Genomic DNA, 20,325 nt, shown 5'->3' on the forward strand with positions numbered 1-20,325 from the left:
AGGATTCTGAATGCAGAAGATTAGAAAGAGCGGGGTTTTGCTGCTGCTTGCGGCGATGGTCATCACGTTGCTGTCCGGCTGCGGCGGTTCCGGCAACGCGAAAGAGGAGGGAGCTAGTGGAAATGCAGCTTCTGAAGTGAGCAAAGACGGGTTTCCGATCGTGCCGGAGCCGATTACGTTAACGATGATGGCACCCGACGTAGGTCTGCAAAACTGGAAGGACATGGCCGTTTTGCAGGAGATGGAGAAACTGACGAACATTCATTTCGTGTATAACAACGCGCCGAAGGACAGCTTCGATACGAAGAAGAACCTCGTATTCGCCAGCGGCGAATACCCGGACGTCTTTTATGCGGCGGGACTGACTCCGGCCGAGCAAATGAATTACGGCGAACAAGGCATCTTGATACCGCTGGAAGATCTGATCGATGAATACGCGCCAAACTTCAAGAAGGTGCTGGAGGACTATCCGGACGTCCGTAAATCGATCACTGCCCCGGACGGCCATATTTACTCGCTGCCGGTTATCGAGTTCAATCAGCCCTGGTACCGGAATCCGATTTGGTATAACGGCGATTTTCTCAAGCAACTGAATATCGGCAAACTTCCGGAAACGACGGAAGAATTGTATGAATACCTGAAGCGCGTTAAAGAGGAAGATCCCAACGGCAACGGGAAAGCCGACGAAATCCCGCTGTCTTCCACAAACAACCTGCGCGATATCCGCACCTGGCTGCTTGGCGCATTTGGCATCTATGAAGAAGAGATTTACGTAGACGATCAGGACGTGGTTCATTATACGCCGATGGAAGAGGGCTATAAGGAATATCTCGCTTATCTGAACCGGTTATGGGCGGAAGATCTCCTCGATCATGAATCGTTCTCGCAAACGGCCGAACAGAAAAAAGCGAAAGCCCAGAACGGCCAAGTCGGTTTGTTCTCCGAATGGCATGCCTATATGACCCTCGGGGGCGAGCCTAGCACTGACGATCCGATGTTTGCCCCGGTGAAGAGCGATCTGGTGGACAAGCCGGCGATCGCCAAAAACAAAGGAATCACGACGGGAGCTTTTGCCATCACGAATACCAACCCGGCTCCGGAAGCTTCCCTGCGCTGGGTCGACTATCTGTATTCTTACGAAGGGGCCTTGATGTTCAACAAAGGTCCGGAGGGCGTGCTTTGGGAGTATACGGACAAGGATAACCGGGTCAAGCAATATCTGCCGGTGCCGGGCGGCGGCGACCGCGAGGAATATCGCGCAACGCTGACGCCGAACTACGGGATTCCGGCGCCGACGATTTCTTTTGACGACATTTACAAAGGCTTGAAAACCGATTTCGAAGTTTGGGTGGATAACGAATCGAAAATCAAGCTGCTGGATCAAGGCGCGAGAATTCCGTTCCCGACCTTGTTCCTGACTCCTGAACAGCAGGCGGAAGTGACGACGCTCAGCTCCGACCTCACCACCTACGTTCGGCAGATGGAGGCGAAATTTGTGACCGGCGCCGAGCCGCTTGCGGGTTGGGATAAATATGTGGAAACCGTCAAAAAGATGGGCGGCGACCGCATGCAGCAAATTTATCAAGAAGCTTACGACAGCTGGAAATCCAATTAAAACGGAATAAGCACGGCCGGCCGGCTCTCCGAGATGCATCTGATCTCTGGGAGCTGGTTTCCCTTAGGGGCAGTATCCGACTCGGCCGACCTGACTTTAGCGGAGAAAGGTGCGAGATATGGACTACAGAAATAAATTATTGCCTGCCGAAAAGAGAGCGGGCGATCTCCTCGAACGCATGACGGTCGACGAAAAAATCGGCCAGCTGGTGCAGCCCTTCGGCTGGAAATGCTTCGAGAAAAACGCGGACGGCACGATTGAAATCACCGATTCCTTCAAGGAACAGATCGCCCGGGGCGGAATGGGTTCGCTCTACGGGTTGCTTCGCGCCGATCCTTGGACAGGGGTGACGCTTGAGACCGGTCTGTCGCCGGAAGAAGGCGCGGAAGCGCTGAATCAAGTGCAGCGCTACGCTATAGAGCACAGCCGGCTCGGCATCCCGATTTTGTTCGGGGAAGAATGCTCGCACGGCCATATGTCGATCGGCTCGACCGTCTTCCCGACGCCGATTTCGATCGGCAGCACGTGGAACCCCGCCCTGTACCGCGAGATGTGCCAAGCGGTGGCGGCGGAAACGCGCAGCCAGGGGGCGGCGGCCACCTATTCTCCCGTGCTTGATGTCGTCCGCGACCCGCGTTGGGGCCGGACGGAGGAATGCTACGGGGAGGACCCGTACCTGGTGGCCGAATTCGGCGCAGCCGCAATCGCAGGGCTGCAGGGCGAACGGCTGGACGCGCCGGACAGCCTGCTGGCTACGCCCAAGCATTTCGCCGCTTACGGCAGCAGTGAAGGCGGGCGAAACGCGCAGGCGGTCCATATGGGGCTGAGGGAACTGCACGAGGTGGACCTGCTGCCGTTCCGCAAGGCGGTGGCTGCCGGCGCGCGCTCCGTGATGACCGCCTATAACGAAATCGACGGCGTGCCGTGCACGACCAGCCGGTATTTGCTGCAGGACGTGCTGCGGGACGAGTGGGGGTTCGACGGCTTCGTCATCACCGATTGCGGGGCGCTTGGCATGCTGATGAACGGCCACAATACGGCCGAAACCGGGGAAGACGCCGTCGCGCAAGCCATCCGGGCCGGCATCGACATGGAGATGTCCGGCGAAATGTTCCGGGAGCACCTGCGCACGGCTCTGGACGCGGGGGTGCTGAGCGAAGAGGAACTCGACGAAGCGGTGCGGCGGGTCTTGAAGCTGAAGTTCGAGCTGGGTTTGTTCGAACGCCCTTACGGTGACCCGGCGCGCTCAGGCGAGATCATCGGCTGCGCGAAACACCGGGAGCTGGCCCGGGAAATCGCCGGGGAAGGCATCGTGCTGCTCAAGAACGAGCGCGGCATCCTGCCGCTGCGCAAGGATATTCGCAAGCTTGCGGTGATTGGGCCTAACGCGAACGCGGCTTACAATCAGCTTGGCGATTACACCTCTCCCCAGCCGAAGGACCGGATCGTCACCGTGCTGGAAGGCATCCGGCGCGCGCTCGGCGACGAAGAAGACCGCGTGCTGTATGCTCCGGGCTGCCGCATCCGCGACAACGCTCGCGAAGGATTTCAGCCGGCATTGGCTTGCGCCGCCGAGGCGGATGCTATCGTCGTCGCGGTGGGAGGTTCCAGCGCCAGGGATTTCGGCGAAGGCACGATCGATTTGCTAACCGGCGCGTCCGTCGTGACGGATCATGCCTGGAGCGAGATGGAGTGCGGGGAAGGGATCGACCGGGCCACGCTGGGCCTGCTGGGCGCTCAATTGCCGCTCCTTCAAGAGCTCCGCAAGCTCGATAAACCGTTGATTGTGGTCTATATCAACGGGCGGCCGATCGTCGAGCCGTGGATCGCAGAGCATGCCGATGCCATCCTGGAGGCCTGGTATCCCGGACAGGAAGGGGGCCACGCCATCGCCGACGTGCTGTTCGGCGACGTGAACCCGTCCGGCCGTCTGACGGTCAGCGTGCCGAAGCAGGTTGGTCAACTGCCGGTTTATTACTATCACCGGAGAACGAGAGGCAAGCGGTATCTGGAGACGGATTTTGACGCCGCATACCCGTTTGGTTATGGACTTAGCTACACGACGTTCAAATACGATCATCTTCGCGTCGAACCCGAGGTCATCGGCCCGGACGGGCACGCCCGGGTTTGCGTGGACGTGACGAATACGGGGGAGGCGGCCGGCAAAGAAGTCGTCCAGCTGTACATCTCCGATCTGGCTTCGTCGGTTACCCGGCCGGAAAAGATGCTGAAAAGTTTTCGGAAAATCGCCTTGGCTCCCGGAGAAACGCAAACCGTCGTTTTTGACGTCGGGCGGGAGCAACTGGAGTTTGTCGGCATGGGACTTGCGCGCATCGTGGAAGACGGGGAGTTTCAGGTGAGGGTCGGACCGAACTCCGCGGAAGGGCTGACGGCCGATTTGACGGTTCGGACGGGGGTTGATCCTTCCTGAAGCGGATCGAGCGATTGATGCGGCGCTCAATTAAGTTAAGCCAAGATGAGAAAGGGGAGGACCAATAGATGAAGATTACGAGGCATCCGGAGAACCCGATTGTGGTACCGGGAGGATATGAGTGGAGAAAAGTAACGGTATTCAATCCGGCGGTCATTATCGATAACGGCAAATTTTATATGATTGAACGGACGGCAGGCTCCCTGACGCCGTGCAAAAATTTCCTGGGCCTGCTGGAAAGCGAAGACGGCGTGCATTTCACCCATGTGAAGGACGAGCCGATCGTCACGCCGGACCAGCTCGGTTTCCCATACGGCAGCGTGCAGGACCCGCGGATCGTAAAAATCGACGATACGTTCTATCTGAACTACGCGCTGCGCCCTTGTGCGATGAGCTATTATCCAACGGGCCGGGGGGTTCCGGAACGTTCGATCCCCGAGTACCCGGACGGGTGGGGCGAGCAGGAAGGCCACTGGCTGACGCGTTCGTCGATCCTTGCCTCCAAGAACCTGATCGATTGGGAGTTCGTGGCCGACACGACGCCGCTGGACATCAATGACCGCGACAACATCCTGTTTCCGGAGAAGATTAACGGCAAATTCGTGTTGTTGCGCCGGCCGGAGGAGTTCATAGGCGAAGCGTACGGTACGGAAAAAGCGGCGATGTGGATCACCTATTCGGACGATCTTGTCCACTGGGAGGAACCGAAGCTGCTGGCGAAAGCGGAAAACATGACGTGGGAGTCGCGCAAAATCGGCGGATCGACGCCGCCGGTGCGGACGGATCGCGGATGGCTCGTGTTGTATCACGGCGTGGACGACGAGGTGGTCTATCGCGTTGGGGCCATGCTGCTGGATCTGGACAACCCGGAGAAGGTCATCGCCCGCACGAAAAATTTCATCATGGAGCCGGAAACGTACTACGAGAAATTCGGTTACCAGATTCCAAACGTCATTTTCCCGACGGGGAACGTGGTCAAAGACGGGCTGCTTTATATCTATTACGGGGTAACCGATACGGCAATCGCGCTGGCGACGGTGCCGCTGGAGGAACTCGTCGATTATATTCTGGAGCAAGCGGAATAGTGGAAGAACTGTTTAACCTGAGCTAAGAAGCGTCCCCGGCGGGGACGCTTCTTGCTGGTTTTTTCGGCTGTTCATGAATCTTCGTAAGCCAACGAGACGTCCGGATTAACGGCATGCAGCTTCCGATATTGTCCCGGGGTGTACCCGGTCTCCTTCTTGAACTTGCGGATAAAGTTCGGCGCATCGAGGTAACCGACCTGCTCGATGATCTCCTTCAACGGGGCATTGGTGTTCACGAGCAGCCGGATGACTTCCTCCTTGCGGCAATGCCAAATATATTGCGAGAAATTATACCCGGTCTTCTCCTTGAAACATCGACTCAGATAAGAAGTGGAAATCGAATACCGGAGGGCCACATGCTCCAGGCTGAGCGTATAATCGGCGAATTGCTGATTGACGTAAGCTACAATGTCGTCCATCAGGGAGTTTCCCCCGGTCTCTGCGTTACGCTCGACTTGAAGGCAAATCCGGGAAGCGAGGGCGTCCAGCTTGGCCTCCAGCTCCTCTAAGGATTCAAACGAAGCCAGGTTCGACAGGTTGAGGAACACGTCGCTCATCCCGAGTTCGGAGGCGGTGCGGAGCAGCGAATTCAACAGGTCGAAACAAAGGCAGCGGAGCAGGGATACGGACAGGGAATCCCGCTTGAGCTCTTCGATGATCGATGCGATCATCTGTCTGGCAACCAGCTCATTGCCTTGTTTTAACCCGTGCTCAAGCTTCAAGATCGACTTGCGCGGAATCCAGAACGTTTCGGCCGAAGGGACGTTTAATTCCGCAATCTGTTCGAAATAGGTCACTCGTCCGTTGCTGCCGATCATGCGGTACTCCAAAGCGGCGGACGCCTCGATGAAAGACTGGTTCAAATCCCCCGGATCCTCGTATAAGGTCCCGACTCCGAAATAAGGAACGATCCGGGAGTTGTCGATCACGAGCACCTTGATCGCTTCGATAATCTCCACGATGCGCTGCTGCGCCTCTTCCCGACTGTTTGCAGACAGCGATACGATCAAGGCAAACTGCTCCTCCGGCGAAAATTCCAGCCCGCAAACATAAGTGCCCAGCTCGGTAATTTCAAATTCGCTGAGCATTTCCTGCAAATGCTGCTGTTCCTCCCAGGTTTTCTCTCCATCGACCATTTCGTCCCAAGCCAAAATCACGGAAAAATAGTATCCCTGGCCTTGAGGAAGCATCAGACCCGACCCGCTGATCATCCGTTCGATTTCCGGGTCGTTGGGTTTGCCGTATTTCAGCAGCAGAAGCAGGTATTGATTGCGGACATAGGGCTGCTGCATATCGATTCTGGCGCTGTAATCGTGGATCGTTTGCTTGAGCCAATCCCATTCGTCCCGGGTTTTCGGACTGTCCGACGGACTGATCTTCAATTTGGCGAACTCCATCAAATCCTTGATCGGGTGATACTGGCGTTTGGCCAGCTGCATGGCCGCCAGGATCCCGGTGATGACGGCAATGCCGAAAATCAGAAACACGAGTTCCTTAATATGGGCAACGCGGCTGAAAAACTGGTAGCTGGGCATGGTCGTGACATAGGTCCATCCGTTGGTCTGGGATTTGACGACGACGACGGAGTATTGTTCTTGGTTTAAATAAAGGCTGTGGATGCCCGGTTCCAGCGATGGCAAAGCCATTAAATCGTCAGTCGGCAGGCTTGCGCCGTGATTGTTGATCGTTAACGCGTTGCCTTTCTGATCGAAAATATAGCTGCTTCCCGAAAAATCGTTCAGTATGGAGTCCATGACCCCCGTCAATTTGGACTCTTTCATTAAATAGACGACGATCCCGTGCGGATAGGGGTCGTTCGGCTTGATCGGCACCAGGAAAGTCAGCATGGGATCGCTGCGCGAATACACGTTGACCTTCTCTGCGGGCCGCATCACCGGCAGCTTCAATTCGTTCAAATCCCGGATCAGCTGCGCGCTTGTCCAATTTTCAAACCGGTACATGCGTTCGAACACCACGTCGACGTAAGTTAGACCCGTAGGGGAGTAAATGATCGTGTCATCGTGAAAATACAAAAAAAGATCTTCGAGAATGCTGCTGTTCGCCTTGTAGTTGGCCAAGGTACGGATCGCATCGGCGCTGTATAGCGGATGGCGTACCATATAGGGGGTGAGGTGCTCGTCGTACGATATTTTGCTGGCGATTTCCAGCAGCTCGGCCATCCGCTCATCGATCGTTGTTTTGACCTGCGTTAATTGGTTTACGTTGGCTTGTTCAATCTCCATTCGCAAATTCCTGACGGCGCTTTCATAAACGGAAACCGTGACCAGCGTCAACGGAACCAGAAACATTAAAATGTAGGATAATGTGTATTTGAGCAGAAGTTTCGATTTCAAATGCTCCCACCTTGACGGAATGGCGGAAATCATCTTTGAACGGCTTTTTACGTTTCGCACGGAAACCATCCCCCAATGGATTGAATTTAATCATTATAACGTTATATCTATTATGCTATAAAATGTCGGGCAGCGGAAGAAAGATTCGAAAAATGTCGTATTTCACGCATGAGTAGTTTTTTCGGATAAAATAATATAGAATTAAGTTCGCTTAAAATTTGTCAGGAATATGCCCGGCCCTCATCGGCGCGTATTCCCTTAAGTTAAGGTGGCTAAAATATGAAGCATATTTACATAGACCACGCCGCTTCCACGCCGATCCATCCGGAGGTTGCGGAGACGATGCTGAAGGTGATGCGGGAGCAAGTGGGCAACGCCTCCAGCGTTCATTTCTACGGCCGCGAGGCTAAGCGTCTGGTGAATGGAGCGCGCGATACGATTGCCGCCCGAATCGGCTGCCGTCCGGATGAGCTGGTGTTTACCAGCGGAGGAACGGAAAGTGATAACCTGGCGTTGTTCGGCACGGCAACCGCCCGTAAAACGGAAGGCCGCCATCTCATCACGACCGCCATCGAGCACCATGCGGTTCTGCATTCTTGCGAGCGCCTGGAGAAGGACGGGTTCGAGGTGACCTATTTGCCGGTGGATCGTTACGGTCAGGTGCATCCGGATCAAGTGCGGGAGGCGATCCGCCCCGATACGATCCTGATCAGCGTGATGTACGGCAATAATGAGGTCGGCACGATTCAGCCGATTGCGGACATCGGCGCCATCGCCAGGGAGCGGGGGATCGTTTTTCATGTGGATGCCGTACAGGCCTTGGGTTCGTTGCCGATTTCCTGCCGCGAGCTTCCGGTCGATCTGATGAGCTTCTCCTCGCACAAAATTAACGGGCCGCAAGGCGTCGGGGCTTTATATGTTCGGAAGGATCTTCTGCTGGAGCCGATCCAGCACGGGGGGGTCCAGGAGAGAAAACGCCGAGCCGGCACGGAGAATATGGCCGGGATCGCCGGTTTTGCCAAAGCGGTCGAATTGGCTGCGGCAGAGCGAGAGGAGCGCACCGCGCAGGATCGCCTGCTGATTCAGGAGCTGTTGTCGGCTTTAGAACGGCGGATCTCTGCCGAAGCTTTCCATCTCAACGGTCATCCGACCGACCGGTTGCCGCATATCGTCAACCTCAGCTTCCCGGAGGTGGATTCGGAGACGATGTTGATGAATCTGGATATGGAAGGCATTGCCGCCTCCAGCGGCTCGGCCTGCACCTCGGGGTCATTGGAGCCGTCCCATGTGCTGGAAGCGATGCATCTGCCGGCAAGTTTTTTGCGGTCCGCGATTCGATTTAGTGTCGGAATGGGTAATACTAGGGAAGAAATTTACGATATTGCCGAAAAAATTGGAACCATCTTAGAACGTCTTCGTAGAAGAAAATAATGGGCACCTTTTAGGGGTCAAATCAGCTTTTGCGGAGGGGAGGTTCAGGTTTTTCGGCACAGTATGAAATGCCCAAGCAGGGAGTGTCCTTTCCAACATGAGAATGCAAGAAATGATTGGCCTGACCGTCTATGATGTGGACCATGGCAAGCAGGTCGGGAAAGTCGTTGACATCATCCTGAACCACGATTGGTCGATCTTTGGCATTCAGCTGGAGAACCGGTTGTTTTGGGCTTCCGGCGTTAAGGCTGTACGATGGGACGACATCGTGGCTTACGGCGAAGATGCCGTGATGATTCGCAATCAACAGGCTGTCCGCAAGTGGGGAGCCGAGAACATACAGAACACCTTTTTGACGGGGAACGGTAAATTGAAGGAATTGCCTGTCCTGACCGAAGACGGGATTCGTCTGGGCCATGTGACGGATGTTTATTTTGAACATGAATTGGGAAACACAATTACTGGAATTGAAATTAGCGACGGGTTTTTCACCGATCTGATGGAGGGGCGCAAGCTGCTGCCTTTTATGCCGGAAATGACCCGAGGGGAAAATGCGATCATGGTGCCCCTGGGCAGCGAACAGCTGCTTGAAAAGCCGTGAATTTTTGTGGATGGATAGGTGATGGTTCTATGATGAAATGTCCAAATTGCAATTCCAAGGATATCGGGAAAATCGGCTCCCACCAGTTCTACTGCTGGGGTTGCTTTATCGAACTGACGGTGAACGGCGACAAAATGTCCGTGTATCAGGTTGAGGAAGATGGAACGCTCAGCTCGCTGGACGATCTGTTCTTCGGCGAGGAAATGGTGCAGGATTTCCCGCAAATGCACGCTTCCTCGTAACATTATATTCCGGCTACGCTGTGGAAATGCAGAAGCTGTCCTCTTTTTTCGCGAAGGGGACAGCTTTTTTTTGCATAGGAGGAATCGCTCTTCAAATGTTGTCAACAATAATCATGACGAAACCGTGTTTTGATTTGATTGAGAAAGAAAGCGCTTTGAATTAGGATGAGGATAGAAACACGGTAATCCAACAAGTTCAGATTGTTGATGGTCCGTACATCATTTTAAGGGGGTTTCTCTTTATGGCTATAGCACAAACGAAAGAACCGTCTGCAGGAACCGGCGGAGTCCGGGTCAAGGTCCAGCAGTTCGGTCGTGCGCTCAGCGGAATGGTCATGCCGAATATCGGCGCATTTATCGCCTGGGGGCTCATTACCGCACTCTTCATACCAACCGGCTGGATTCCGAACGAATATCTCGGCAAGCTGGTCGATCCGATGATCAAATTCTTGCTGCCGCTTCTGATCGGTTACACCGGCGGCAACATGATTCATGGGAAACGCGGTGCCGTGACGGCAGCGATCGTAACGATGGGGGTTATCGTCGGCAGCGACATTCCGATGTTCCTCGGCGCCATGATCGTGGGTCCTTTGTCCGCTTGGGTCATTAAGCAGTTCGACAGAGTGGTAGACGGCAAAATCAGATCCGGCTTCGAAATGCTGGTCAACAACTTCTCGATCGGGATTCTGGGCGGCCTGATGGCGCTTGGTGCATACTCCGGCGTGGGTCCGGTCGTAACCGCGATCAGCAAGGCCTTGTCTTCGGGCGTTGACTTCCTGGTGGATGCGAAATTGCTTCCGCTGGTCAACATCATCATTGAACCGGGTAAAGTATTGTTCCTGAACAATGCCATCAACCATGGTGTCATTACGCCAATTGCTTCGGAAGAAGCGCTGCGGATCGGGAAATCGATGCTGTTCATGCTCGAATCCAACCCGGGTCCAGGTCTGGGTATCCTGCTGGCATATTGGGTCTTCGGACGCGGTATGGTGAAACAATCAGCTCCAGGCGCAGTGGTGATCCACTTCTTGGGCGGGATTCACGAGATTTACTTCCCGTACATCCTGATGAGACCGGTCCTGATTCTGGCAGCGATTGCCGGCGGTGTGGCAGGTACGTTCACGTTCCAATTGACGGGTGCAGGTCTTGTTGGTTCACCTTCGCCGGGTAGTATTTTCGCTTACTTCCTGATGACGCCGAAGGGCGGCTATGTCTCGATGCTAAGCGGGGTTATTGTGGCAACCGTCGTTTCGTTCCTGGTCGCTTCGCTGCTGCTCAAAACGGGTAAACAAGATGAAGAGGATATGAATCTGGACGAAGCTTCGGCTAAAATGAAAGAGATGAAAGCTGCGGGGACCAAAACCCAAGCTGCAGCTCCTGCTGCAACGGGCGGCGTGCAAAAGCAAACGGTGAATAAAATCGTGTTCGCTTGCGATGCCGGCATGGGTTCCAGCGCAATGGGCGCTTCGGTGCTGAGAAAGAAAATGCAGGACGCCGGCGTGCAGGTGACGGTCGTCAATTCGGCGATCAGCGAAATTCCAAACGATGCCGACATCGTCATCACGCAAAAAACGCTGACGGATCGCGCGATCGCGAAAAAACCGGACGCCGAGCATATCTCCATTGATAATTTCCTGAAGAGTCCCAAATACGATGAACTGGTCGAACGGCTGAAAGGCTAATAGAGTCGCCGGTTACGATGCGGGGGCAAAACACTGGCGATTTTTCGCCGGTGTTTTGCGTCTATATTAGGGAGAGACTTGATATGAGGAAAATGACCGCACGACAAAAGCAGATCCTCATCCTCCTCCTCGGTCGCAAGAACGGGATGACCGCCGCTGAAATCGCTGCGGAGATCAACGTCAGCGTCAGAACGGTTCACCGGGAATTGGACGAGATTGAGAAAATTCTGGCTTATTTCGGATTGGTCCTGCACCGGAAATCGGGTACCGGGATCTCCGTTTGGAGCAGTTCCCCCGACCGCGAAGAAGGCGAGAAGCTCCAGGAGGCCAAGCGATTGCTGCTGGTGGATAAGCCAAGCGATTATTCCGGGGAGGAGCGGCAACTCTTGCTGATCTGCCGGCTGCTGGAGGAGCAGGAACCTTGCAAGCTGTTTACGCTGGCTCATGGCTTGAAGGTGACCGTGGCGACCATCAGCAGTGATTTGGATGCGGTCGAACCCTGGGTCCGAAGGTTTGGGCTGGAGCTGGTCCGCCGCAGGGGTTACGGCGTTGAGCTGATCGGCGATGAACAGGGGAAACGCACGGCGTTATGCCAGTTGGCGGCCGATCATCTGGATTACTCCGACCTGATTGGAGGCTCTCCGGAAAGCCAGATTTCCTCGGCAACCGCCAGGCTGCTGGAGGTCGTCGGCACGCATAACCTGATGACGGTGGAGAACGCGCTTTGGGCGATGAACTGGAATTGGACGGAACACCTGTCCGAAAATGCCTACACGCAGCTGTTGATCCATCTCTCCGTATCGGTAAATCGCATCAAAGCGGGAAGGTTTGTGGAAAGGATTGCGGGTCAGGGGAAGCCGGTTCCGGTCGGGGGCGCGGAGCAGGAGGAGGCCGAAACCTCCCGCTTTGCCCTTCGCTTGGCTGATATGCTGGAGATGGAGTTCCCGCCGGAGGAAATCGCCTATTTGAATTCGTTGTTCAGCCGGGCCAAGGAAACCTCCCCCGAGCTCGTCCAAACGGATTTGGAGCTGGTCGATACCGTGTATCGGCTGACGGAGAACGTCGTTAAGCGAACCGGTATCCCGTTTCAGGAAGACCGCCTGCTGCGCAGCGGCCTGCTCGAGCATATGGGACCGGCGTTTAAACGAATCCGTGAGGGCTCGCGAATCCGCAATCCGCTGTTGGGGGCCATTCGAAAAGACTATGAGGAACTCTTCGGCATCGTTCGCGAGGCGATGGACGACAGCGCCTCCGGTCTGGAAGTCCCGGACGAGGAGATCGGATTCCTGGTGATGCATTTCGGGGCTTCGGTCGAACGGTTAAACCAACTGGGCCGCAACGTGAGGGCGATCCTGGTCTGCTCGAGCGGACTAAGCTCTTCCAAGCTGCTGGCCACCCGGCTGGCGAAGGAGATGCCGCAGATCGAGGTGCTGGGCAACGTGTCATGGTATGAAGCCAAGCGGCTTCCGGAGTCCGATTACGATTTGATCATCTCGACGATCGATTTGCCTCTGCCGGAGGATCGGTATGTCAAGTTGAGTCCGCTGCTCACGGAAGAGGACAGCGAGCGGTTGCTGGAGTACGTGCAGCACACGACGTTGAAGTCGCGGAAGCCGGCGCCCGAGCCGGAGTCGTCCAAGACCCGGGCTTTTGACAAGGTGCGGACGTTGTCAATGGCTTTGAGCGAAGTTGTCAGCGTGTTGGAACAATTCGACGTTCACGCTCTGAACAACCGGGGGGATTCGCTGCGGGAGACGGTGATGACGGCGCTGGAGGGAATAAACCAATCCTTTGTTCCGCCTCCCGTTGCCGACGTTGGAGCCGTCACCGACCGGTTATTGGAACGGGAGAAAATGGCCAGCCAGGTCATTCCGGGCACCTCGTTGGCGCTATTCCATACGCGGACCCGGTTCGTGAATTATCGATCGTTGGCCCTGTTCCGGCTGGAGGAGCCTGTGCTGCTGGACGGCGGTACGGAGGTCGGGGCGCTGCTGTTCATGCTTGCGCCGCGCGAGCTGTCGCGCGAAAGCCTGGAGGTGCTGAGCGAAATCAGCGCCTTGCTGCTGAAGCCGGAGCTGGTGGAGCTGCTGGAAACGGGGGAGTGTCAGGAAATTCGCAATTTTTTGGCAACCGAGCTGCTGGTTTATTTTGAGAACCTGTAAACACAGAAGATAGGACAATAAGTGGAAAGGGAGAGAATAATCATGAAACTACTGTCTAAAGAGAAAATTGTACTGAATGGGAAAGCCAGCGATAAATACGAGGCCATCCGCATGGCCGGAAAGCTGCTGGTGGATGCCGGCCACGTTACGGAAGAATACGTCGACAAAATGGTGGAACGCGAAGAGATCGTCTCCACTTATATGGGTGGCGGTCTGGCGATCCCGCACGGGACGAAGGAGGCCAAGAGCATGATTTCCTCGACCGGACTGTCGGTTGTGCGCTTCCCGGAAGGCGTCGACTTCGGCGGCGACGAGCCGGCCTTTATCGTCATCGGGATTGCTGCCGCCGGCGGGGATCATATGGAGGTCCTGACCAATGTCGCTATGGTGTTCACCGACGAGTCCAATCTGGAGCGGATTATGAATGCCCAAACTGAAGAGGAAATCGCGGAAATCCTGGAAGGGGGCATGGAGGGATGAAGGCCGTTCATTTTGGTGCAGGCAATATCGGCAGAGGTTTTATCGGCTTGCTGTTATCCCGTTCGGGTTATGAGGTTTGTTTTGTGGACGTGAATGAGAAGCTCGTCTCGGAGCTGGCGCGGCGCAAGGAATACCCCGTCACGCTTGCCAGCGACCAGCGGGAAACTGCCATCGTCCGCGGTGTGACGGCGATCAACAGCATGAACGACCCCGTGGCCGCCGCCCGGGCGATTGCCGGAGCTGATGTGGTGACGACGGCGGTTGGCGTTACGGTGTTGAAGCATATCGCCGGCACGATTGCCCAAGGCTTGATGCTGCGGAAGAGTAATGCAGCAGCAGCCCCTCTGCACGTCATCGCCTGCGAGAATGCCATCGGCGGTAGCTCCCAGCTTAAAGAGCATGTCTATGCTCAGTTGGATGAAGCGACCCGAAAGTGGGCGGACGCCAATGTGGCGTTCCCCGATGCGGCGGTCGACCGGATCGTTCCGCTGCAGCAGCATGAGGATCCGCTGCAAGTCGTGGTTGAGCCTTTTTATGAATGGGCGGTCGACCAATCGCAAATGTTCGACGGCTTCCACCGGGTGGAGGGGGTTCATTACGTCGATCGATTGGAGCCCTACATTGAACGCAAATTATTTACCGTAAATACCGGCCATTGCTCGGCCGCTTATATGGGATACCTGCAGGGACATGCTACGATTCAGGAAGCGATGAACGACGAGAAGGTCGTTCATCATGTGCGTGCCGTCCTTTCGGAGACCGGGGCGGTGCTTATGGCGAAACATGGGTTCTCGTCAGCCGAGCATCAGGCATATATCGATACGACGCTGGAGCGCTTCGCCAATCCGGCGCTGACGGACGAGGTTTCGCGGGTCGGCCGTTCACCGATCCGCAAGCTGTCCGCCGGCGACCGGCTGGTCTCCCCGGCGACGCAGGCGTATGAACGGGAGCTTGGATATGGCTACCTGGCGCTGACGATGGCGATGGCGCTCCGCTTCGAGTCTCCGGACGATCCGGAGGCCGCAGAGCTGCTAGCGTCGCTGCGAGAAGTCGGCGCTTCGCAGACCTTGGCCAAATACACCGGCCTCGACGCCGAGCACCCGATCCATCAAGCGGCCCTGGCGCATTATGAGGAGTTGAAGAGCCGCTGAGCGCGGTAACGCGAACTTGCACTAGCCCGGCGAATCGTAAGGATGAGCCGGGCTTTTGGTTTGCGGGAGGTGACGAGTGAGCGTCCGGCAGAGGCATAAGTTGGCAGAACCTCCCGCCGCACTTGGACTAACGTGACGTAACGGAACTCAGAGACGTTATTGTGCTAGAAACGGGAGCTTGGTAGAAATAACGGAACCAGATGGCCTTATTCCTGCTTTTTTCGCTCAATCCGCTCGATTTGGAGGTCAATAGCGGCTTGTGGTTCCGTTAGAGCGGGAAATCTCCGGGAAATGACTTCATAGCGGCTCCTCGTTCCGTTAAGGTCTGTCGTGAGGAGAACAATTCATCTGTCGGCTCCCCGCCCCCTCCCCTCATAAATTTCCCTCCCCAGGCAAATACTGATCTATACGAAGAATTCGCCGCGTAAGAGGGAGGAGGTTTGGAGCCGATGGAACCAAAGGGGCCGATAGAACCGATGGAACCGATCACCCGAAGCAAGCTGTTTCGATATGGCGTTTGGCTGCTGCTTGGGTTGGTAATTTTGTTTTTCGTGTGGCAGCTGCGTCCGATGTTTTCGCTCGTCTACGGATTTTTGAAGGCCGTCTTCGCCCCGTTCGTGATCGCCGTTATCATCTCTTACGTCTTGAATCCGATCGTCCGGATGCTCGGCGGGCGCAAAGTGCCGCGGACGATGGCTGTACTGCTGATCTACGCGGTATTCCTGACCGGCTTTACCGTCGTGCTCATGAATGTGATCCCGATGTTCGTTGAACAGCTGGAGGAGCTGGGCGAGCATTTGCCGGAGCTGACCATCCACACGCAGCAAATGATGAACCGTTGGGACAACGGTCTTTTGCCGGGGAGCATTCGCATGGGGATGAACAATTGGTTCTATCAATTCGAAAATCGGATGGCGAGCGCCATTTCCGGCTTCTTGGACAATATCGGGGCGACGATCGGCGTGGTGTTTAATGCGTTCATTATCCCGTTCCTGATCTTCTACATGCTGAAGGACATCGAGCTGATCGAACGGCTGATGCTGCAGTATTTGCCGCGCTCGCGGCGCAAATCGATCATCACGCTGCTGAAGGAAATCGACATGGCCCTGGGCAACTATGTCCGGGGACAACTGCTGGTCTGCGTCATTATCGGGATATTGGCTTATATCGGCTATATGCTCATCGGGATGCCGTTTGCGCTGTTGCTGGCGGGAGTGGTTGCGCTGTGCAACATTATTCCTTACCTGGGCCCGTTTCTCGGGGCAGCTCCGGCTATGGTCATGGCTACAACGATCTCCTGGAAAATGGTCCTGCTCGTCCTGCTCGTCAACATGGTCTGCCAAACGATCGAGAGCAACGTTATCTCCCCGCAGGTGGTGGGACGGAGCCTGCATATGCACCCGATGCTGATAATTCTGGCACTCTTGATCGGCGGGGAGCTGGCGGGGGTTCCCGGGCTGATTTTGGCCGTGCCGTTTTTTGCCGTGGTGAAGGTGGTTATCCAGCATTTCTATGCTTACTACGTTCGGCGCAAGGCGATGTGAACCCGCTNGCTGATTTTGGCCGTGCCGTTTTTTGCCGTGGTGAAGGTGGTTATCCAGCATTTCTATGCTTACTACGTTCGGCGCAAGGCGATGTGAACCCGCTGCATTGACACGGCGTCAAGCGCCTTATATACTTAAAATGTTATGTGCAAAATCGAAAACGTTGATGAAATCAAGTACGTTCGGTAAGCGGATTTGCCAGAGAAAGGTTCCGCGGCTGGGTGCCCCGCAAGGGATAGCCTTAAGCGGCGGCTGAGAGAACCTGAAATCTTGCGCGAACGGAAAGCTAATTTCGGAGTGTGAGCTACAAATTCACCGGCAGGTCCCCGTTACCGGACCGACGAGGCGATCGCTGCAGACGCCGGCGGACAGAGGTCCAGCCGCTCGGGAGCGATAACCAGGGTGGTACCGCGATGCAATCGTCCCTGATTTTCAGGGGCGTTTTTGTTATTTTTAGAGGAACATTTAGGAGGGCAATACGATGAAAGCAAGTGAAATCCGTTCCAAATGGCTGGAGTTCTTTGCAAGCAAAGGCCATAAAATCGAACCAAGCGCTTCGCTCGTTCCGCATAACGATCCATCGCTGCTGTGGATCAACGCCGGGATGGCCCCGCTCAAGCCTTATTTCGACGGTCGGGTGAAGCCGGAAAATCCGCGCCTGACGAACTCGCAAAAATGCATTCGCACCAATGATATCGAGAACGTTGGCAAGACGCGCCGGCACCATACGTTTTTTGAGATGCTGGGGAACTTCTCGATCGGGGATTATTTTAAAGAAGAAGCCATTACGTGGGCTTGGGAATTCCTGACGGACAAGAAGTGGATCGGTTTTGACCCGGAGCGTCTGTCGGTGACCGTATATCCCGAAGATGAAGAAGCCTTTACATTGTGGAATGAAAAAGTAGGCCTTCCGGCGGAGCGCATCATTAAGCTGGAGGACAACTTCTGGGATATCGGCGAAGGGCCTTGCGGACCTTGTACGGAAATTTTCTACGACCGCGGCGAAGCTTACGGCGACCTGTCCGATCCCGAATGTTATCCGGGCGGGGAGAACGAACGTTTCCTTGAGGTCTGGAACCTCGTGTTCTCGCAGTTTAACCATAACAAGGACGGCAGCTATACGCCGCTTCCGAACAAGAACATCGATACCGGGGCCGGTCTGGAGCGGTTCGCGTCCATTTTGCAGGATGTGAACTCCAACTTCGACACCGACCTGTTCCAACCGATTATTCTCAAGACGGCCCAAATGGCCGGGGTCACTTACGGTACGGCTGAGGAGAGCGACGTGGCGCTTAAGGTGATTGCCGACCACATTCGTACGGTGACGTTTGCCGTGGCCGACGGCGTGCTGCCGTCCAACGAAGGCCGGGGTTATGTCATTCGCCGCCTGCTGCGCCGCGCGGTGCGTTACGGCAAGCTGATCGGTCTGGACAAGCCGTTTATGTACGGTCTGGTGAGAACCGTCGGGGACATCATGGGCACTTACTATACGGATGTCGTCACCAAACGCGAGTTCATCGAGAAGGTCATTCGCGCGGAGGAAGAACGGTTCCATGAAACGCTGAGCGACGGCTTGGCGATTTTGGCGGACATCAGCGGGGAAGCCAAAGCGGCCGGCCGCACGTTGATTAGCGGGGCGGACGCGTTTAAGCTGTACGACACGTACGGGTTCCCATTGGATCTGACCGAGGATTTTGCGGCAGAACATGGGCTGGGCGTCGATCGTGAGGGTTTTGAGGCCGCTATGGAAGAACAGCGCGAACGCGCCCGGGCCGCCCGTCATGAGAGCGGCAGCATGAAAGTGCAAGGCGGGGTTCTGGCGGATTTTACGACTAAAACGGATTTCGTTGGATATAATGAGCTTGAAGTTACTACCCGCATCGCGGCTATCGTGGTCGACGACGCCCTCGTGGATTCGCTAAGCGCCGGTCAGTCGGGCCAAATGATCTTGGCTTCGACGCCATTCTATGCGGAAAGCGGCGGCCAGGTCAGCGACCAGGGGACGATTCAGAGCGACTCCGGCCGCGCGTCCGTCGAAGGCCTGTTCAAGGCACCGCACGGGCAGCATGTCCATCAGGTCACGGTGGAAACCGGCGAGCTGCGGGTGGGGGCGGAAGTCACGGCCTCTGTGGACCGGGAACAACGCAGCCATACGGTGAAGAACCATACGGCAACTCACCTGCTGCACCAAGCGTTGAAAGACACGCTCGGCGAGCATGTGAACCAGGCGGGATCCCTCGTTGAACCGCAGCGTCTGCGCTTCGACTTCTCCCATCTCGGCAGCATATCGCCGGAGGAACTGGTTGAGATTGAGCGCCGCGTCAATGAGCAGATTTGGAATGCGCTGCCGGTGACGATCACGCTGAAGCCTATCGATGAGGCTAAAGCGATGGGCGCTATGGCGCTGTTCGGCGAGAAATACGGGGATATCGTTCGCGTCGTCCAAATCGGCGACTACAGCCTGGAACTCTGCGGCGGCTGCCACGTGAACAACTCGGCCGAGATCGGCCTGTTCAAAATCGTGAGCGAAAGCGGCATCGGCTCCGGTGTGCGCCGGATCGAGGCAGTGACCGGGCGAGGCGCTTATCTGTTCATGGACGGTCAGCTGGATCTGCTGAAGCAGGCGGCCGGCTTGCTAAAATCGAACGTGAACGACGTGCCGAAACGGGTCGAAGGGTTGTTCCAGCAGTTGAAGGAGCTTGGCCGCGAGAACGAATCGCTGCAGAGCAAGCTCAGCGTGATCGAAGCCGGTGAATTGACGAGTCAGGTCGTCAGCGTCGGTCAAACCAGGCTGTTGGCCGCTCGCGTACAGGCCGGCAGCATGGACGCGCTGCGCACACTGGCTGACGAGCTGAAGGTGAAGCTGCCGGATGCCGTGCTGGTCCTGGGGGCTCCAAGCGAGGATAAGGTGAATTTTGTCGTCGTCGTGCCAAAAGAAGAAGTGGCGCGCGGACTTCATGCCGGCAAGCTCGTCAAAGAAGTGGCCGCGGTCTGCGGCGGCGGCGGCGGCGGCCGGCCGGATATGGCCCAGGCCGGCGGGAAGGACGCCAGCAAACTGGACGAAGCCTTGAAGAAAGCGGCGGAATGGATTGCTTCTCAAGCCTGAGAAGGCCGTGAATTTGACGGGGCCACCCACCGAAAATTTCCTTATGGAACCGATGATATGGTATAGTATGATTAAGCTAAGAGGAAAACAGCTGCGATCATAAAGGCGTATGTCGAAGAAGCGAGGTGTCATCATGGACTCCATGGATAAAACCGTCAAATTTAACGTCAAAGGCGATGAACAAGAGGCGTCGGCGCAGGAAATTCTTCTTACGGTATACCAAGCGTTGCAGGAGAAGGAATACAATCCGGTTAACCAGATCGTCGGATATTTGTTGTCGGGCGATCCGGCCTATATACCGCGTCATAACAATGCGAGAAGTTTGGTCCGCAAGAAAGAACGCGATGAGCTGATCGAAGAGCTGGTGCGCTTCTACATGGCGGGCCACCGTTAAGGGAAACGATCCTTCTCGGTACTGAAAGAGGCGCGGATACGCATTAA

14 protein-coding genes are annotated in these 20,325 nt (G+C 55.8%); 13 read left to right on the top strand and 1 reads right to left on the bottom strand.

The window, feature by feature from the left end; genetic code table 11:
* Positions 1 to 10: 10 nt before the first annotated feature.
* The 3 genes from BN3795_RS10525 to BN3795_RS10535 all read left to right on the top strand — a co-directional run bounded on the left by BN3795_RS10525 (position 11) and on the right by BN3795_RS10535 (position 5,131).
* On the top strand, positions 11 to 1,615 hold the full coding sequence (locus tag BN3795_RS10525) for a type 2 periplasmic-binding domain-containing protein (RefSeq protein WP_068784644.1): 1,605 nt from the start codon (positions 11 to 13) through the stop codon (positions 1,613 to 1,615).
* A 118-nt stretch (positions 1,616 to 1,733) separates the two neighbouring features.
* Positions 1,734 to 4,046 (top strand): glycoside hydrolase family 3 N-terminal domain-containing protein, encoded by a 2,313-nt coding sequence (locus BN3795_RS10530; protein ID WP_068784645.1) that lies wholly within the window; start codon positions 1,734 to 1,736, stop codon positions 4,044 to 4,046.
* Positions 4,047 to 4,114: 68 nt separating this feature from the next.
* The gene (locus BN3795_RS10535; RefSeq protein WP_068784646.1) at positions 4,115 to 5,131 is read left to right on the top strand and encodes a glycoside hydrolase family 130 protein; all 1,017 of its coding nucleotides are present in this window, start codon (positions 4,115 to 4,117) and stop codon (positions 5,129 to 5,131) included.
* Positions 5,132 to 5,202: 71 nt separating this feature from the next.
* Here the strand turns inward: BN3795_RS10535 and BN3795_RS10540 are convergent, their stop codons facing one another.
* Positions 5,203 to 7,485, bottom strand: coding sequence for a helix-turn-helix domain-containing protein (locus tag BN3795_RS10540; RefSeq protein ID WP_332835598.1), 2,283 nt, complete (start codon positions 7,483 to 7,485; stop codon positions 5,203 to 5,205).
* Between the two features lie 279 nt (positions 7,486 to 7,764).
* On the opposite strand from BN3795_RS10540, the gene BN3795_RS10545 reads away from it, so the two are divergent.
* The 10 genes from BN3795_RS10545 (at position 7,765) to BN3795_RS10590 (ending at position 20,278) form a co-directional block, all read left to right on the top strand.
* A complete protein-coding gene (locus BN3795_RS10545) occupies positions 7,765 to 8,916 on the top strand; it encodes a cysteine desulfurase family protein (RefSeq protein WP_068784647.1) in 1,152 nt (383 codons plus the stop codon).
* Between the two features lie 97 nt (positions 8,917 to 9,013).
* Positions 9,014 to 9,517: a PRC-barrel domain-containing protein gene (locus BN3795_RS10550; RefSeq protein WP_068784648.1), complete on the top strand. Its 504-nt coding sequence runs from the start codon at positions 9,014 to 9,016 to the stop codon at positions 9,515 to 9,517.
* Between the two features lie 32 nt (positions 9,518 to 9,549).
* Entirely contained in the window at positions 9,550 to 9,759 is a 210-nt protein-coding gene (locus tag BN3795_RS10555) for a hypothetical protein (protein ID WP_026263546.1), read from the top strand.
* A gap of 242 nt (positions 9,760 to 10,001) precedes the next feature.
* Positions 10,002 to 11,441, top strand: a complete 1,440-nt coding sequence (locus BN3795_RS10560) for a PTS mannitol transporter subunit IICB (RefSeq protein ID WP_068784649.1) — start codon at positions 10,002 to 10,004, stop codon at positions 11,439 to 11,441.
* Between the two features lie 83 nt (positions 11,442 to 11,524).
* Positions 11,525 to 13,603, top strand: a complete 2,079-nt coding sequence (locus tag BN3795_RS10565; RefSeq protein ID WP_068784650.1) for a BglG family transcription antiterminator — start codon at positions 11,525 to 11,527, stop codon at positions 13,601 to 13,603.
* Between the two features lie 42 nt (positions 13,604 to 13,645).
* Positions 13,646 to 14,083 carry a PTS sugar transporter subunit IIA gene (locus tag BN3795_RS10570; RefSeq protein WP_068784651.1) on the top strand — a complete coding sequence of 146 codons (438 nt, stop codon included), beginning with the start codon at positions 13,646 to 13,648 and terminating at the stop codon, positions 14,081 to 14,083.
* The gene (locus BN3795_RS10575) at positions 14,080 to 15,234 is read left to right on the top strand and encodes a mannitol-1-phosphate 5-dehydrogenase (protein WP_068784652.1); all 1,155 of its coding nucleotides are present in this window, start codon (positions 14,080 to 14,082) and stop codon (positions 15,232 to 15,234) included. Before BN3795_RS10570 ends, BN3795_RS10575 begins: the two co-directional genes overlap by 4 nt.
* A 476-nt stretch (positions 15,235 to 15,710) precedes the next feature.
* Positions 15,711 to 16,778: an AI-2E family transporter gene (locus BN3795_RS10580; protein ID WP_068785345.1), complete on the top strand. Its 1,068-nt coding sequence runs from the start codon at positions 15,711 to 15,713 to the stop codon at positions 16,776 to 16,778.
* Positions 16,779 to 17,259: 481 nt separating this feature from the next.
* Positions 17,260 to 19,884: an alanine--tRNA ligase gene (gene alaS / locus BN3795_RS10585; RefSeq protein WP_068784653.1), complete on the top strand. Its 2,625-nt coding sequence runs from the start codon at positions 17,260 to 17,262 to the stop codon at positions 19,882 to 19,884.
* Between the two features lie 133 nt (positions 19,885 to 20,017).
* The gene (locus BN3795_RS10590; RefSeq protein ID WP_068785346.1) at positions 20,018 to 20,278 is read left to right on the top strand and encodes an IreB family regulatory phosphoprotein; all 261 of its coding nucleotides are present in this window, start codon (positions 20,018 to 20,020) and stop codon (positions 20,276 to 20,278) included.
* Positions 20,279 to 20,325 lie beyond the last annotated feature (47 nt).

The sequence above is a fragment of the Paenibacillus phocaeensis genome, assembly GCF_900021165.1.
Taxonomy (GTDB): domain Bacteria; phylum Bacillota; class Bacilli; order Paenibacillales; family Paenibacillaceae; genus Fontibacillus; species Fontibacillus phocaensis.

Bases quoted from the DNA above. Each gene is read 5' to 3' on its own strand.
- BN3795_RS10560 (WP_068784649.1), top strand. From the start codon at position 10,002: ATGGCTATAGCACAAACGAAAGAACCGTCTGCAGGAACCGGCGGAGTC.
- BN3795_RS10525 (WP_068784644.1), top strand. From the start codon at position 11: ATGCAGAAGATTAGAAAGAGCGGGGTTTTGCTGCTGCTTGCGGCGATG.
- BN3795_RS10555 (WP_026263546.1), top strand. From the start codon at position 9,550: ATGAAATGTCCAAATTGCAATTCCAAGGATATCGGGAAAATCGGCTCC.
- BN3795_RS10535 (WP_068784646.1), top strand. From the start codon at position 4,115: ATGAAGATTACGAGGCATCCGGAGAACCCGATTGTGGTACCGGGAGGA.
- BN3795_RS10565 (WP_068784650.1), top strand. From the start codon at position 11,525: ATGAGGAAAATGACCGCACGACAAAAGCAGATCCTCATCCTCCTCCTC.
- BN3795_RS10590 (WP_068785346.1), top strand. From the start codon at position 20,018: ATGGACTCCATGGATAAAACCGTCAAATTTAACGTCAAAGGCGATGAA.
- BN3795_RS10550 (WP_068784648.1), top strand. From the start codon at position 9,014: ATGAGAATGCAAGAAATGATTGGCCTGACCGTCTATGATGTGGACCAT.
- BN3795_RS10575 (WP_068784652.1), top strand. From the start codon at position 14,080: ATGAAGGCCGTTCATTTTGGTGCAGGCAATATCGGCAGAGGTTTTATC.
- BN3795_RS10580 (WP_068785345.1), top strand. From the start codon at position 15,711: ATGGAACCGATCACCCGAAGCAAGCTGTTTCGATATGGCGTTTGGCTG.
- BN3795_RS10530 (WP_068784645.1), top strand. From the start codon at position 1,734: ATGGACTACAGAAATAAATTATTGCCTGCCGAAAAGAGAGCGGGCGAT.
- BN3795_RS10570 (WP_068784651.1), top strand. From the start codon at position 13,646: ATGAAACTACTGTCTAAAGAGAAAATTGTACTGAATGGGAAAGCCAGC.
- alaS (WP_068784653.1), top strand. From the start codon at position 17,260: ATGAAAGCAAGTGAAATCCGTTCCAAATGGCTGGAGTTCTTTGCAAGC.
- BN3795_RS10545 (WP_068784647.1), top strand. From the start codon at position 7,765: ATGAAGCATATTTACATAGACCACGCCGCTTCCACGCCGATCCATCCG.